Annotated in this window: 16 protein-coding genes and 1 pseudogene; 4 read left to right on the top strand and 13 right to left on the bottom strand. The window is 67.4% G+C overall.

From position 1 onward, the window contains the following. Positions 1-111: 111 nt before the first annotated feature. On the top strand, positions 112-1,368 hold the full coding sequence (locus AC06FD_RS10125; RefSeq protein ID WP_478077675.1) for a PQQ-dependent sugar dehydrogenase: 1,257 nt from the start codon (positions 112-114) through the stop codon (positions 1,366-1,368). A gap of 24 nt (positions 1,369-1,392) precedes the next feature. Here the strand turns inward: AC06FD_RS10125 and AC06FD_RS10130 are convergent, their stop codons facing one another. The 3 genes from AC06FD_RS10130 to AC06FD_RS10140 all read right to left on the bottom strand — a co-directional run bounded on the left by AC06FD_RS10130 (position 1,393) and on the right by AC06FD_RS10140 (position 3,506). Then, a complete protein-coding gene (locus AC06FD_RS10130; RefSeq protein WP_478077676.1) occupies positions 1,393-2,259 on the bottom strand; it encodes an endonuclease/exonuclease/phosphatase family protein in 867 nt (288 codons plus the stop codon). 112 nt (positions 2,260-2,371) lie between these two features. Then, positions 2,372-3,040 (bottom strand): hypothetical protein, encoded by a 669-nt coding sequence (locus tag AC06FD_RS10135; RefSeq protein ID WP_394164540.1) that lies wholly within the window; start codon positions 3,038-3,040, stop codon positions 2,372-2,374. Positions 3,041-3,095: 55 nt separating this feature from the next. Then, positions 3,096-3,506, bottom strand: coding sequence for a g-type lysozyme inhibitor (locus AC06FD_RS10140; protein WP_478077677.1), 411 nt, complete (start codon positions 3,504-3,506; stop codon positions 3,096-3,098). 182 nt (positions 3,507-3,688) lie between these two features. On the opposite strand from AC06FD_RS10140, the gene AC06FD_RS10145 reads away from it, so the two are divergent. Both AC06FD_RS10145 and AC06FD_RS10150 read left to right on the top strand, forming a co-directional pair. Beyond that, positions 3,689-4,000 (top strand): hypothetical protein, encoded by a 312-nt coding sequence (locus tag AC06FD_RS10145; protein WP_259208270.1) that lies wholly within the window; start codon positions 3,689-3,691, stop codon positions 3,998-4,000. A gap of 41 nt (positions 4,001-4,041) precedes the next feature. Beyond that, complete coding sequence (locus AC06FD_RS10150) at positions 4,042-4,950, top strand: ADP-ribosylglycohydrolase family protein (RefSeq protein ID WP_478077678.1); 909 nt, start codon at positions 4,042-4,044, stop codon at positions 4,948-4,950. Positions 4,951-4,968: 18 nt separating this feature from the next. On the opposite strand, the gene AC06FD_RS10155 is transcribed toward AC06FD_RS10150, so the two are convergent. Continuing rightward, positions 4,969-5,577, bottom strand: a complete 609-nt coding sequence (locus tag AC06FD_RS10155; protein WP_478077782.1) for a metallophosphoesterase family protein — start codon at positions 5,575-5,577, stop codon at positions 4,969-4,971. A gap of 52 nt (positions 5,578-5,629) precedes the next feature. Then, a pseudogene (locus AC06FD_RS10160) lies at positions 5,630-6,037 on the bottom strand (hypothetical protein); the annotation flags it as partial. Between the two features lie 156 nt (positions 6,038-6,193). Between AC06FD_RS10160 and AC06FD_RS10165 the strand changes: the two are divergent. Beyond that, a complete protein-coding gene (locus AC06FD_RS10165; protein WP_478077679.1) occupies positions 6,194-7,405 on the top strand; it encodes a cytochrome P450 in 1,212 nt (403 codons plus the stop codon). 103 nt (positions 7,406-7,508) lie between these two features. Here the strand turns inward: AC06FD_RS10165 and AC06FD_RS10170 are convergent, their stop codons facing one another. The 8 genes from AC06FD_RS10170 to AC06FD_RS10205 form a co-directional block, all read right to left on the bottom strand. After that, complete coding sequence (locus tag AC06FD_RS10170; RefSeq protein WP_478077680.1) at positions 7,509-7,787, bottom strand: helix-turn-helix transcriptional regulator; 279 nt, start codon at positions 7,785-7,787, stop codon at positions 7,509-7,511. A gap of 1,012 nt (positions 7,788-8,799) precedes the next feature. Then, positions 8,800-10,827, bottom strand: coding sequence for a DNA cytosine methyltransferase (locus tag AC06FD_RS10175; RefSeq protein ID WP_478077681.1), 2,028 nt, complete (start codon positions 10,825-10,827; stop codon positions 8,800-8,802). Then, positions 10,820-11,254 carry a hypothetical protein gene (locus AC06FD_RS10180; protein WP_478077682.1) on the bottom strand — a complete coding sequence of 145 codons (435 nt, stop codon included), beginning with the start codon at positions 11,252-11,254 and terminating at the stop codon, positions 10,820-10,822. The genes AC06FD_RS10175 and AC06FD_RS10180 overlap by 8 nt, the downstream gene beginning before the upstream one ends. Continuing rightward, positions 11,247-11,867 (bottom strand): phiTE_072 family protein, encoded by a 621-nt coding sequence (locus AC06FD_RS10185; RefSeq protein WP_478077683.1) that lies wholly within the window; start codon positions 11,865-11,867, stop codon positions 11,247-11,249. Before AC06FD_RS10185 ends, AC06FD_RS10180 begins: the two co-directional genes overlap by 8 nt. Further along, complete coding sequence (locus tag AC06FD_RS10190; protein ID WP_478077684.1) at positions 11,864-12,367, bottom strand: hypothetical protein; 504 nt, start codon at positions 12,365-12,367, stop codon at positions 11,864-11,866. Before AC06FD_RS10190 ends, AC06FD_RS10185 begins: the two co-directional genes overlap by 4 nt. After that, on the bottom strand, positions 12,364-12,660 hold the full coding sequence (locus AC06FD_RS10195; RefSeq protein ID WP_478077685.1) for a hypothetical protein: 297 nt from the start codon (positions 12,658-12,660) through the stop codon (positions 12,364-12,366). The genes AC06FD_RS10190 and AC06FD_RS10195 overlap by 4 nt, the downstream gene beginning before the upstream one ends. Further along, a complete protein-coding gene (locus tag AC06FD_RS10200; RefSeq protein WP_478077686.1) occupies positions 12,657-12,848 on the bottom strand; it encodes a hypothetical protein in 192 nt (63 codons plus the stop codon). The genes AC06FD_RS10195 and AC06FD_RS10200 overlap by 4 nt, the downstream gene beginning before the upstream one ends. Then, positions 12,845-13,117 (bottom strand): hypothetical protein, encoded by a 273-nt coding sequence (locus tag AC06FD_RS10205; protein ID WP_478077687.1) that lies wholly within the window; start codon positions 13,115-13,117, stop codon positions 12,845-12,847. The genes AC06FD_RS10200 and AC06FD_RS10205 overlap by 4 nt, the downstream gene beginning before the upstream one ends. Between the last annotated feature and the right edge of the window lie 8 nt (positions 13,118-13,125).

Consider the following 13,125-nt stretch of genomic DNA (forward strand, 5'->3'; position numbering starts at 1 on the left):
ACCCGGCGCATCCACGCCGCGTGAGGTGGCCCGGGCGCCCCTTGCCGCCGCGGTCACGGCGGCTGCGCGATCCTGCCGGCCACCGCTCACAGCCCATGACGAGGACCGCCGATGCGCACGACTTCGCTCGCCGCCGGGTGCCTGCTGGCCTTGGCCGCCGCCGCCAGTGCACACGCCAACGATCCGCTGGTCGGCCCGGGCGAGGCGATCGCCAAACAGCTGCCCAAGCCCTATGCCACCCGCTCGGCACAGGTGAATTCCAAGGTCATCGGTTGGTCGCAGGGTCGCACCCCGACGGCGCCGGCGGGATTCCGGGTCAGCGCCTACGCGCGCGACTTCGACAACCCGCGCTGGATGGCGCTGCTCGACAATGGCGACGTGCTGGTGTCCGAGGCGAGGACCGGGGCCAACAGCGCCAACCGCATCACCCTGCTGCGCGATGCCGACGGCGATGGCGTGCCGGAACTGCGCACTACCTTCCTGGCCGGTCTCAACCAACCGTTCGGCATGCTCCAGCGCGGCAACCAGTTCTACGTGGCCAACACCGACGGCGTCTGGGTGTATCCGTACCAGCCGGGCCAGACCAGGATCACCGCGAAGGGCCGCAAGATCCTGTCGCTGCCCGCCGGCGGCTACAACAATCACTGGACCCGCAACATCGTGGCCAGCCCCGACGGCCAGTACCTGTACGTGACCGTGGGTTCGGCCAGCAACAACGGCGAGTATGGGCTGGAGAACGAAAAACGCCGCGCCAACATCCTGCGCATCCGGCCCGATGGCAGTGGCGAAACCATCCATGCTGCCGGCCTGCGCAATCCCAACGGCATCGCCTTCAAGAATGGCCGCATGTGGACCGCGGTCAACGAGCGCGACGAACTGGGCGACAACCTGGTGCCGGACTACATCACCCAGGTAGAGCCAGGCGGTTTCTATGGCTGGCCCTATGCGTACTACGGCGCCAACGAAGATCCGCGGCTGGCCGGCAAGGCACCGGCGCTGGTCAAGAAAACCCGCGTGCCCGATTTCGCGGTGGGGCCGCACGTGGCGGCGATGGACATTACCTTCTATGACGGCACGGCGTTCCCGGCCCGCTACCGCGGCGGCGCGCTGGTGGGCCTGCACGGGTCATGGAATCGCGCCACGCTGTCCGGCTACAAGGTGCTGTTCGTGCCCTTCAGCGGCGATACGCCCAGCGGCCAGGCCGAGGAGTTCCTCAGCGGCTTCGTGGCCGAGGGCGGCAGCGCGCAGGTCTACGGCCGGCCGGTGGCCAGCCTGGTCCTGAAGGACGGCAGCGTGCTGGTCACCGACGACGCCGGCAACACGGTCTGGCGTGTCAGCTACGCTCCCGAGGCCACCGCCGTACGGTAAGGCGGTGGCCCCCGGCGCGCCGGCTCAACGGCCGGGCGCGGCCGGGAAACGGAGGTCGGCCTGCACCGGGAAGTGGTCCGATGGCAGCACGCCGCCGGGCCGGTCGTCCAGCGTGCTGAAACGGTCCACGCGGAAACCGCGGACCAGGATCCAGTCCAGCTCCACGGTCGGCTTGCCGCTGAAATCGTGGAAGGTCAGGCGTGGGCCATCGACCTTGCCGGCCAGCCTGCGTGCATCGCCGAGTGCGCGGGTGAAGGCCTGGTAGGTGGTGCTGCCCGGCTCACTGTTGAAGTCGCCGGTGACCACCACCGGGATGTCCTTGGGCAGCGCTGCCAGGCGGTCGACGATCAGCCGTGCGCCCAGCACGCGGCGCGGCTCATCCTCGTCGCGATAGGGCAGGTGGGTGTTGAGCAGGTAGAAGCGCTTGCCGTCGGCCTGGCGCTGGAACAGCGCCCAGGTGACCATGCGCGGCATCAGGTTGCCCCAGGTGATGCTGCCGGCCACGTCCGGCGTATCGGACAGCCAGAAGTTGCCCGACTCGACCACCGTCAACTGCGCGCTGTCGTAGAACACGCCCATGTGCTCGTCGCCCTTGCCGCCCCGACGGCCTTCGCCGAACCAGCGGTAGCCGGGCAGGTGCTCGACCAGGTAGTCGGCCTGTTTTTCCACCAGCTCCTGGGTGCCGAACACAGCCGGATGCTGGTCGCGAAGCAGCGCCACCATCGCATCGCGACGGTCTTCCCAGCGCCGGCCGGGCTCGGTATCCACCGGCGTGCGCACGTTGAAGGACATCACCCGCAGCGGGGCGTCGGTCTGGGCCAGGGCGTGGCCGGCCGGCAGCGACAGGGCCATCAGCGCCAGCAGCGCGGTACGACGAAAACGAGACAACATTGGAATCCCTCCATCCCATGAAAACGTTTCCCGAAGGGTCGCACGGAAACGGGGCAGGGGGAATTGCACGCATTGGCGGCTGGAGCGCCGGGCGCAGGGCTGCGTCGCCCGCTCAGGTGGCCAGCAATGCCCAGCCGATCAGGCTGTTGATGACGATCCCCAGCAGCAACACCCAGGCCGTCGACAGGACCGTGTTGAGCCACGAGCGCTGCAGCGTCATCTTCAGCCAGCGGGCCTGCACCACCGCATACCAGAGCAGCGACAGTACCGACACGACAATGCCGGCCTGGGTCGAGAGCTCCCCCGGCAGCCGCACGAACACCATGCTGGTGGACAGTGCCACCGCGAACGGCGCGGTCAGGTAGCACTGCACGAAGAACGGGCCGCGCAGGGACTCACGGGTGATCGGCCGCTGCCTGCGCCGCAGCAGGTGCACGCTGCAGATGAGCGGCCATACCGCAAAGGTGATCGAGCGGTACAGCAGCAGGCCTTCCTCGTTGCCGAACAAGGTGCGCGACAACTGCCCGGTCCCGGTCACCTGCTGGTGCATCAACAGCTCCACCCCGTGCGCCACCAGCACCGCCAGCATCAGGAACATCGGCGGGCTGATCGCATCGTCGAACTGGTTTTCCAGCTTCTGGGTAAGCTCGGTATGCACGTACTGCGCCATCTGCCGTGGCCGCACCACCACCCGGTACAGCGTGCGCGGGAAAAACAGGAACCAGGTGCAGAGTTCGTAGAGGAACTCTTCCAGCGATCGGAGCAGTTTGAGGAAGTCCATCCCGAGGTCCCTGCGAGGAAAAAACCGGACGCGCCGGGCCGGCCCGACGCCGGGATCAGCGGATGGCCACCGTCAGCGTGTGCGGGGCCTTTTCACCGCGCCGTGCCTGTGCGCGCATTTGGTACACCTGCACCACATACGTGCCGGAGGCGGGCAGGGCATCGCTCCAGCGCCGCTTCTCATCACTGTTGCCGAGCGCCTCGCCCTCGCCGGGCACCACGCCCGGGGCGAACACGTTGAAGCTGGCGTTGGCGCTGCCGCCCAGGGTGACCGTCATGGTCTGCCCGGCGCGTGCGGCCACCGTGTAGCGCACCGTGTCGTAACCGGAAAGCGTGCCACGCAGGGTGGCGCTGCTGGTGCCCTTGGCGAAGTGCACGGGCGTGGTGGTGACCGTATCGGCGGCGCCGGCCAGGGTCGGTGCCACCGCGAGCAGGGCGGTCAACAGGATCGAACGGAACGGGGTCATGGCAATCCTCGCGCGCCCGGGAGGGAGGCGCAGTGCGCCGAGCATGATGGGCAGGGCATCAAGGGGGTGTCGACGCTGCCCGGTCATCGCGCACGCCCCGGGGCCGTCGGCACCGGAGCGGCGCAGCCGGTGCCAAGGAGGGGTAACCTTGGCGGTTCCCTTCTTGAACAACAGGCCCCCCGATGGATTACCAGCTTGTAATCAAGTTCTGGCGAGCGTCGCTGGACGACGAGGCCTTCCTGGCCACCCTGGAAGCCGAGTTGCGTACGGCCCTGGGCAGTGCGGCGACCCTGGACGGCTATGACGTCAGCGCCAAGGAGATCAACCTGTTCATGTTTACCGCCGATCCGCGCCCCACCTTCCGCCGGGCCAAGGACGTGTTCGAACGCCTCGGCGTGCTGCGCAGTGTGTCGGCGGCATACCGACTGGTCGGCGGCGCGCAGTTCACCTCGGTGTGGCCGCTGCGCATGGCGCGCAAGTTCACCCTGCCCTGAGCAGTACTGAGGCGGTTTCACCCTGCACGTGAGCAAATGACATGGACATACAGAATCGATATCGCGGTGCGCTGCTGGGCCTGGCCTGTGGCGATGCGGTGGGTACCACGCTGGAATTCCAGCCGCGCGGCAGTTTCGAACCGTTGACCGACATGGTCGGGGGGGGGCCGTTCGAGTTGCAGCCGGGCCAATGGACCGACGACACCTCGATGGCGATGTGCCTGGCCGAGAGCCTGGTGCGCTGCGACGGTTTCGACCCGCGCGATCAGATGAACCGCTACGTCAACTGGTACCAGCACGGGTACTGGAGCTCGACCGGCAGCTGCTTCGATATCGGCGTGGCCACGCGTGCGGCCCTGCACAGCTTCCTGGCCACCGGCGAGCCGCTGGCCGGCAACCCGGCCGCCAGCAGCGCCGGCAACGGTTCGATCATGCGCCTGGCCCCGGTGGTGCTGCGCTACGCCGGCACTGCCGAGCTGCAGGACATGGCGGTGCTGAGTTCGCGCACCAGCCATGCCGCGCTCGAGTGTCTGGAGGCCTGCCGCCTGCTGGCGGTGGCGATCGAGCGCGCCTTGCAGGGGCAGGGCAAAGCAGCGGTGCTGGACCTGCGCGCGGTGGCGGTCAGCAGCCCACGGCTGGGTGCCATCGCCGCCGGAGGTTACCGCGCGCTGCCGCGTGAGCAGATCCGTGGCAGCGGCTACGTGGTGGACAGCCTGGAGGCGGCGCTGTGGTGTTTCGCCTGCCACGACAGCTTCGCCGACATGGTGCTGGCGGCGGCCAACCTCGGCGATGACGCCGATACCACCGCGGCGATCGTCGGCCAGCTGGCGGGCGCCTTCCATGGCGCCGCGGGCATTCCGGGCCACTGGCTCGAACGGCTGCACGAGCGCGAGGCCATCCAGGCGCTGGCCGACGCACTGCTGGAGCGGCATGGCGGGATGCTGGACTGACGCCGCTGCGCGGCGTCGCTACGCCCGTACCGCGACCACCTTGTCACTGCACAGCGCATCCTCGCCGCCGAACCGGTAGGCGACCCGCGGTTCCCCCGGCAGGGCGGCGCTGTAATCCACGCAGCAGGCCGTGGCCGAGATGACGCCCGGCCTGCCGCTGAACCAGTAATGCCCGAAAAAGACCGGCGTGGCCTGGTCGTAACGGGCGATGGCGCTGTCCCACCAGCGCACGCGCGTGCGGTGACGGGCGATGCCTTGCTTGTCGGTGAAGGACACCGGCGCGGGCAGCGCTATCTCCAAGCCCTTGCGGCTCGCCTCCACCGCGACGACCGCCACGCTGTCCTTGCGGCTGGCGGCCGGCACCAGTTCCGGGGTGAGGGTGTTGCCCGGGCCCAGCCGGTCGGCGATCGCCGCCATGAAGGCCGGGTGCCGGCAGGCGTGCACCCGGCGCAACTGGTCGGTTTCGATCCACAGCGGCAGGGTCATGAACCACTGCACCCACTCCCGGTGCACTGCGCTGTCCACCACCACCTCGTCGAGGAAAGCGCGGTGCCGGGCATGGTTGCCCGGGCCGCGCGTCCGCAGGTGTTCGCCGGGCCGTTCCGGGTCCCTGCGTCGCGTAGGCAATGCCGTTGAACTCGTGGTTGCCCATGATCGCGTCGGCACTGCCGGCATCCCCCATGCGCCGCACGACGTCCAGTGTTTCCAGTTGCCCGGGGCCGCGGTCGATCAGGTCGCCCACGAACCGCGCGCTGCGCTCCGGGTGCCGCCACGCGCCCATGCGCTCGCGGTACCCCAACTGCTTGAGCAACGCCTTGAGTTTCCCCGCCTGACCGTGGATGTCACCCATGATGTCGTGTCCCATGCCTGCATTCCGGCAGCGGGCGTGGGCGTGCGGATCGCTGCAGTAGAGGGCGCGCGGTGGAGTGCAGTTACCGCGCATCATTAGAAACTGTGATGCATGCACATTATTGCCGGCATATTGGACACTGCCATATACCTGTGTTATCAAGCGCTGGCCGGGATACTCCCGGTAAACCCGCACAGCCATCAAAGGAGTGAAAGATGAAACGATTCGCACGAGCATTGCGCGTCAGCCTCAATATTCATCCGAACGAGAAAAGCAGTGTGTGGAATACCTGGCCGCTCTGGATCGAGTTCTGATTCCCCGTTGATCCAACGGGTTTGAACGGTAGCAAGACGAAGGGACTCGTCTTCGAGTCCCTTCTTGCCGGAGGCGTGCATGGAAGGGATGACGCAACAGGTTGGCGGCGTGGCCGCCGAGCGCCTGGCCGCCCGCGTAGAGCGCGAAGGCCCGGTCTTGAAACTGGAGACCGGCGGCATCGGCGTGTTCTGCCCGGAACTGGCCGGCCGGGTCGACAAGGAAAACTCGGAACAGTTGTTCGTCGTGGAATCGCTGGCCGACCTGTTCCGCCGCCATGAGCGCGTGCGCTGGTCGGAAGTGCGAAGCCTCATCGCCACCCGCAGCGCAGAACTGACCGGCGCGGACACCCTGCGCGCCCTGCAGGGCCGGATGCGCGCCGCCCTCGATGCGGTCTGCGGCATCGAGGGCGATGCAATGCCCGCCGTGTGGAATGTCATGTCCTTCCCGCTGATCCCGCTGGTGATCGACGGGCTCACCGAGCGCGAGCAGGCGGCGGTGCAGTGCGCGTTGCGGCTGCGTTTCTCCACGCAGGTGGAGCAGGTCATCCATACGCGCCATCTGCTGCGCAACTTTCTCATCGGCCGTGGCGAGTCCAGCGCGATCCGGGCCGAACTCAAGCGCCGGCTGCGCGACGGCCATGCGCATCTTGATTATGCGCAGCCGCTGCTGGGCCTGCGCGACCGGATCGGCCTGGATAAAGTCACCTATCTGGTGACGGTACAGCTGATCGCGATCTCCGGCGTACCCGGCATGATGGCCGCGTGCCTGTTGCTGGCCCTGCAGATGCACCCGGCGTGGCGGGAGAAAATCGAGGCGGAGTTCAGGCCGCTCACCGATGCGGAGATCCACGCACTGCCGATGGCGCGCATCCCGTGCACGATGCGCTTCCTGAAGGAAGTCATGCGGCTGTATTCAACGCCGTTCAACAATCGCCGCGTGGCCGTCTGCGACCTGGAGGTCAACGGGCATGCGATTCCCGAAGGCAGCGTCTACGAACTGAGCTCTTACATCCAGCACCGCTCGGCCGCGCACTGGGACCATCCGCAGGTGTTCGATCCGGACCGCTGGTTGCCGGAGCGCCGCCGCCGCACCGCCGGCATCTACGTGCCCTACGGGTTCCCGTCGCGCTCGTGCGTGGGCTCGGCGGTGGGCAACGCGCAGTTGATCCTGCTGTGCGCGCTGTTGGCGCGCGAGTACCGCTTCACACCCTCGGCCAGCTACCGGCCGGAGGTGCGGATGGACGGCTTTGCGATCCCCGCGGCATTGCATGGGACGTTCTGCAGGCAATAAAAAAGCCGGAAGCCCTGTCACCAGGAACTTCCGGCTTCTTTCCGGTCCCGAAGGACCGGTCGTATGGTGGAGGTGGGCTCTACGGTACAGGTGGGCAAAGGCCTTACGCAGCAAGGCCGGGATGCTTGTCGATTCCATCGATACCCCCAGAAGTACCCCCGGCTTGGCCGGGGTGGTCACGCTCATCGACCAACGCCTGAATCCAGGCCTCGACCTCGGATTCCAGCCACCGAACAGAGGAGCCGACGGGCACTTGTTTGGGGAAGGTTCCGGCCGAAATGCGCGAATACATGGTCGATTTGGGTAGCCCGGTCCGGTCGAGGACCTGCTTCAAGCGGAGGAGCCGGCGCGGTGCTTGGGGTATCTCGTTGGCGTTGGTCATTTGGACTCCTGCACCGCATTGAGCGACTGATTTCTGAGGTGCGTGGTCATGCGGCGGGACTTTGCGGGAGACTCTGCGGGACAGCGAGAGGTTCGCCTTGAATTGGCTAATGCCACCTGCACCTGGTCCATGTCGGCGGGAGCGAAGTGGCGCGGTTCGTCGGTGTGGCGCGCACATTGTCCAGCGGGGCAGGCCGGCAGCGCCTTGGGGTGGCCGATGTGTCGTTGGGCCATGGGCGGGCACCTTGAGTCTGGGATTTTGAGCCAGTGGCGCCGTGCACCGTCCCTGACGGCATCGGGGAGTTGCGTGCCGCAGGGAGTCGCAGCAACATTGGGTACTGCAGTGGCTCTGGCTATTGGGAGGCCGAGGTGGAAGGGCAAATCGATTGGGTTTTTGACGTGCGTGGTAGGAAGGTGTCGGTCCGAGCGGTGGAAGATGGACATGGAAAAGTACTGCTGAAGAGATTTGAGGTTGCGGGTGGCGTGGCTCAGACGCTTTGGGACGTTCCGGTGGAGTCTCGGTTGGAAGCGCAGCGCGTACTGGAGGAGAAGTTGGAGGCTCTCCTCGGGCCGGACTGGAGCTAGCCGTACCGTGCAAGGCACGGGGCTCGCTGCCCATTCCGCGGCGTGACCGACGGCGCAGGCCGGCAGCCCCTCGGGGTGGCTGATGTGTCGCTGGGTCATAACGGGTTCCGATCGGCAGGGCCCTTGTTGCTGCAGGGAAGCACAGCGAGACGGCTTCGAGGTTTGATGGGACAATCCGCCAGCCTTGCATGCGGAGTTGGCTGATGCCGTCGAGGAATTACGTGGAGGGCTATGAGCTGTGTGTGTTCTCACAGACCTGGGGGACGCACTGGCGGGGGTTCGTACGCATCGCGGGTCCTGGCGGCGAGCAGCTGCAAACGGTCGAAACTGCTGCTCGACACGCAACGCGGGCAGATGCAGAGCGCGCCGCGTTGACGATCGCCACGGATTGGGTGCGATTGAGAGTCGCGAGCGAATGAAATCCGCGATCACGCCGCTACCGCCAGCGGAATGTATGCCGGGTCAAGGTTTGCCTCGGCCAGGGCCCGCAGTGGCGGCGGGCTGACGCTGTTGCCGACCATGCGCACCGCGGCGCTGGTGGTGAGCGGCGTGCCGTCGGCGGTACGATCGATGATGTACCCGACCGGGAAGCCCTGCGCGCGGTACAGCTCATGCGGCTTGAGCATGCGCAGGCCGATGTCCACGATGACGTAGGGCGTGCCCTTGATCACTACCGTGACCAGCGCCAGCCGGTCCTTCGTGGTGATGGTATCGACCGGGTCAGCCAGGCTCGGCACGTTGGCGCCGGTGCCGTAGTACTTGATCAGGAAGGCGGCCACCCGCAGCGCACCCTCCTGATGCTCGGGCGACAGCTGGGCCAGTTCGGCCTCGGCAACCGCGTGTCCACCGTTGCCGCTCGCAGTAACCGTGCCCACCGGCAGGCTGACGGACTTACTGCCATCGCCCCAGCGTTGCACTCCGCCCGGACGGCCTTCGCCGTGCGCGGCCTGGACCATAAAGGCGGTGGACACCCCGAGCGCATGCGCGGCGCCAGCCGGCCGGGCAGCGCCCGCCCCTGAGGTGATCGTCGGGACGGGCTCTGTCACCGGCGTGCCGATGCTGTCGCCCCTGAACTTCACGAGGTGCGGCGCCGCAACCGCGTGCTTCACCCCACCTGCCACGACGGTGCCGAGTGGCTGCTGCAGATCAAGGGCGCGCGGGGCCTGGCCGTCTCGCTCCCCGTACCCGGTCTGCACCAGGACGGGCGCTACCAGCGCGGTGTCCGCCTTCGCGGTCATCGTGTAGAGCGGATCGGCGCCCGAGCGCGGCTCGGACTGCCCGGCCCGGCCGCCGACGCCGGCGAGGATGGGGGTGACGACGGAGAAGTGGCCGCCCTTGACCCCGGCGCAGACAGTTCGCAGCGGCTCGTCTGCCCGCATGCTGCCCAGTGAGTGGCTGCTGTTGGCGTGCTCGGCAATGAATGGCGCCAGTTCCGGCATGGCCAGCATCAGCTCCCCGCGATTCGCGGCGGTGATGGTGCGCAGCGGCTCGCCCACGGCATGCACGCGGTCGGCGCCTTGGTGAGTCACCGGCACGATGAAGGGGGCCGCCGCTTCGATGACGTGGCGCATGGTGCCCTTGGCGATGCGGCGCATGGTGGCATCCGCCAGCGCCCGCTTACGCCCGAAGATGGACGGGCAGGGGATGCTGAAGTCCAGGCAGTCGGCGGCGGATACGCGCGGCTTCTGGCCCGGCGCGGTGCCGTGGCTTGCCGCAGGCCACACGATGGGCTCGCCGTCGCGACGGCCGAGCAGGAACAGGCGCTCGCGGCTGGTGCCGGCGCCGAAGTCGCTCGCGACCAGCTTGCGCCATTCGACCGTGTAGCCCAGCGCCCGCAGGGCGGCGACGAACTGGCGCCAGGTGCGGCCGGTGTGCCGCTTGTCCGGCACCAGCTGCTGATGCTCGACCGGCACGCGCTCCCCGCGCGCCGCTACGGTGCCGTCCATCTTCAGCACGCGCCCGGTGGTCTTGCAGCGCTTGGCCACCAAAGGACCCCAGGTCAGGATCTGCCACACGTTCTCCATGGAGAAGATGCGCGGCGCGGTGTTGGTGCCGTTCACCAGGTCAGCGCGCAGCAGCATGCCGATCCACTTCAGCACGACCCAGGACAAGGCGCGGGTCTTCCGGCTGCGCGGCTGGCCGCCCTTGGCCTGGCTGAAGTGCGTGCAGTCCGGGGAGGCGTGGAACCAGCCGACGCACCGGCCGGCCACGTCGACACGCGGGTCCGCATGCCAGATGTCCTCGCGGTGGTGGCTGGTGAGCGGGTGGTTCGCCGCGTGCATGCCGATCGCCATGGGATCATGGTTGTAGGCCAGTGCCGGGTCTTGGCCCAGGGCCTGCTTGAGGGCCTCGCTGGCGCCGCCGCCGCCGGCGAACAGGTCGACCACGATCTCGCCGGGCCGCAGGCGGGAGCGCTGCGGCAAGGGGAAGTTGAAGGAGCGGGAGCCATCAGCCATTGGGGCATTCCTTGATTTCCGCGACGGCGGGGACGCGCACGCGCATGTCGCGCGGCGGCTTGACGGTGGCCAGGGTGGTGGGCTGCGCGTTTTGGGAATCTGAGTTCGTCTCTTCCAAGCGGCAAGGCGACGGCGTAAAGTGCGGCCGCCCATTCATCAAATCGTCTCGATGACATCTAAGAACTCGCGCCGGACCCTCCGTGGAACTCTTTCGGGGCACACCTTCGTCGTGCTCGTCACGGAGGCAGGGGCGGGGAATTTCGACTACAGCGTCACGGTGGACGGCCTGCTCGTTCCCTCCAAAAAAGGCCGCAGAATCTTGAGCAGGGGAGATGCCTTCCAGCTCGGCGTTGCCGCTGCGGAAATGCACATCGGCGCACTCCCGCGCAGCTAGACCGCCCGCATCGATCATCGGGTTATTAGCCATGGCCCGCCCCCGGCGCCGCATCCCGCTCGTCGATCAGGGTGCGGAATTCAGCAATCACCTCGGCGGCAATCCTGGTCGTGTAATCGCGCTCATGCTTGGCAATCCGAGTCTGCCGGCCCTGTAGCAGGCTGCCCGCAACGTAGTCGGGATCGCACTGGGCTACGAACTGCATGACCGAGCGGTCGCCCATCGCACCCCAGAAGCCCTGCCACGCATTGCCATAGCAAGTGACTACGATGCGGCCACGGCCCCATGCCTGGTCCTGCACGAAGACGCTGATCGGATCCAGGTTGTTGCGCGCCGGGATCCGGATCTCCCGAGTCTGTTTCTCGGTCGAGGCGGCCGTCTTGTGATGCGTGAGCCACACCCGGATATTGTCGGCGACCACCTGGGGGTCAACTACGCTGCCGCCCGGCACGCACGCGGTCAGCATCGCGTCCAGATTGAAGGCCAGCTCTGCGGGCTGCGCACGCGCGGCCCGGATGGCTTGGACGATGGCGACCTGCAGGCTCGCGCGTCGCTGCGGATCCCATTTCTCAGTGAATCGGCGGGCCACGTCGAGCGCGAGGGCGTCGACATCGGGGGCGGTGGGGGCGTGCTGTTCGTTGCTCATGCGGCTGCTCCATTCTTGCTGAGGCGCCTGTTGCGGGCTTCGGCGTTCGCTTCGTTGATCTGGCGGCGGGTCAGGCTTGGGCGAACAGCGGTGGTCCCGAGGACTTGGATGGCGCCGCCTCGCTTCCGGAAATCAGCCATCAGCCGCGCCAATTCCTGGCGTTCCTGATCTTTGTGCAGCACCGTGGTGCTGTTGTTGCTGGCAGTGGGCCTTGGGCGCTCCAGGCGAGCAGCTGCAGCCACCGGTGGTGCGGCTTGGTCATCAACACCCCGCATCAGCTTTCGCATCGCGGTGGTGAGGAACCACACCCTGTTTCCCGTCGTGGTGCTCGCGCGCACCTGGTCGGCGGCATACATTGCGCCGAGCGAGCTGTTGAGCTGCTTGAGCGAGCAATCGATGCCTGTGGCCAGAAGCTGCTCGGCGGTTGCGCCAGCCGGGCGATCGAGCAGAAGCGCGCGGATCGTTGCGGCACGGCCATGGCGTTGAATCTTGGCGGTCATGCAGTTTCCTTGGGGGTTTTGTCGCGCACGGTCACGCCCTGGCGGTCAAGCCAACGATGTGCCGCCTGCAGCGATTTTTGAGAAAGGGAGTAGTGGCCCGCTCCGATGCGAAGCTGACGGCCTCGCACCGTGGCCGTTCGGCCCGTGGCGGCTGAGACCTCTGTCGGGGTGGCGCTATGGGGGCTGGCGTAAAGCCCGGCCCATAGCCAGCCTTCGCAGACCATCAGCACCAGCGTCGTCCCGTGGTTACCGGTCGGAAACGAATGCTCAACGGGCAGTGCCGGTGTCGTCATGCCGCCTCCGCCTGATCCGCCGAGGCGCGGTAGGAGGCGGCGAGCGCATCCCATTGCGAGGCAAAGTGCCGGAACGTCGCTGCCTGGTGTTCATGGCCGACCATGTCTTCGGCATCCGCCTCCACGCGCAGCGCCTCGGCGTAGCGGGCCTTGGCCTCGGCGACCTTGAGGAAGTACTCGCGGGTCATGGTGCGCCCACGCCAATGCGTGCCTGCTCGATCAGCGCGGCGGCTTGCACCATTCCGGACTTGGTCAGCTTTGCCTGCGTGGGGAAGCTCGGATCGTCGTAGTCGATCAGGGCCCGTTCGTAGAGCCAGTTAATGACGCGTCGGGTGAACACGTTGGCGGGCTGCTTGGGCGAGTAGAAGCCTCCGCGGGTGCGCTTGAGCGCGTGCCCGGCGGCGCCGCTTGCGGTGATGAGGGCGGCGCGTTCGAGGCGCTTGAGAGGTGCGGCCATTGCGGGCT

The sequence above is a fragment of the Stenotrophomonas sp. Steno-Z1 genome (genome assembly GCF_056393175.1).

Excerpts from the sequence above, each read along its gene's own strand:
- AC06FD_RS10125 (WP_478077675.1), top strand. The coding sequence starts at position 112 with ATGCGCACGACTTCGCTCGCCGCCGGGTGCCTGCTGGCCTTGGCCGCC.
- AC06FD_RS10130 (WP_478077676.1), bottom strand. The coding sequence starts at position 2,259 with ATGTTGTCTCGTTTTCGTCGTACCGCGCTGCTGGCGCTGATGGCCCTG.
- AC06FD_RS10135 (WP_394164540.1), bottom strand. The coding sequence starts at position 3,040 with ATGGACTTCCTCAAACTGCTCCGATCGCTGGAAGAGTTCCTCTACGAA.
- AC06FD_RS10140 (WP_478077677.1), bottom strand. The coding sequence starts at position 3,506 with ATGACCCCGTTCCGTTCGATCCTGTTGACCGCCCTGCTCGCGGTGGCA.
- AC06FD_RS10145 (WP_259208270.1), top strand. The coding sequence starts at position 3,689 with ATGGATTACCAGCTTGTAATCAAGTTCTGGCGAGCGTCGCTGGACGAC.
- AC06FD_RS10150 (WP_478077678.1), top strand. The coding sequence starts at position 4,042 with ATGGACATACAGAATCGATATCGCGGTGCGCTGCTGGGCCTGGCCTGT.
- AC06FD_RS10165 (WP_478077679.1), top strand. The coding sequence starts at position 6,194 with ATGGAAGGGATGACGCAACAGGTTGGCGGCGTGGCCGCCGAGCGCCTG.
- AC06FD_RS10170 (WP_478077680.1), bottom strand. The coding sequence starts at position 7,787 with ATGACCAACGCCAACGAGATACCCCAAGCACCGCGCCGGCTCCTCCGC.
- AC06FD_RS10175 (WP_478077681.1), bottom strand. The coding sequence starts at position 10,827 with ATGGCTGATGGCTCCCGCTCCTTCAACTTCCCCTTGCCGCAGCGCTCC.
- AC06FD_RS10180 (WP_478077682.1), bottom strand. The coding sequence starts at position 11,254 with ATGGCTAATAACCCGATGATCGATGCGGGCGGTCTAGCTGCGCGGGAG.
- AC06FD_RS10185 (WP_478077683.1), bottom strand. The coding sequence starts at position 11,867 with ATGAGCAACGAACAGCACGCCCCCACCGCCCCCGATGTCGACGCCCTC.
- AC06FD_RS10190 (WP_478077684.1), bottom strand. The coding sequence starts at position 12,367 with ATGACCGCCAAGATTCAACGCCATGGCCGTGCCGCAACGATCCGCGCG.
- AC06FD_RS10195 (WP_478077685.1), bottom strand. The coding sequence starts at position 12,660 with ATGACGACACCGGCACTGCCCGTTGAGCATTCGTTTCCGACCGGTAAC.
- AC06FD_RS10200 (WP_478077686.1), bottom strand. The coding sequence starts at position 12,848 with ATGACCCGCGAGTACTTCCTCAAGGTCGCCGAGGCCAAGGCCCGCTAC.
- AC06FD_RS10205 (WP_478077687.1), bottom strand. The coding sequence starts at position 13,117 with ATGGCCGCACCTCTCAAGCGCCTCGAACGCGCCGCCCTCATCACCGCA.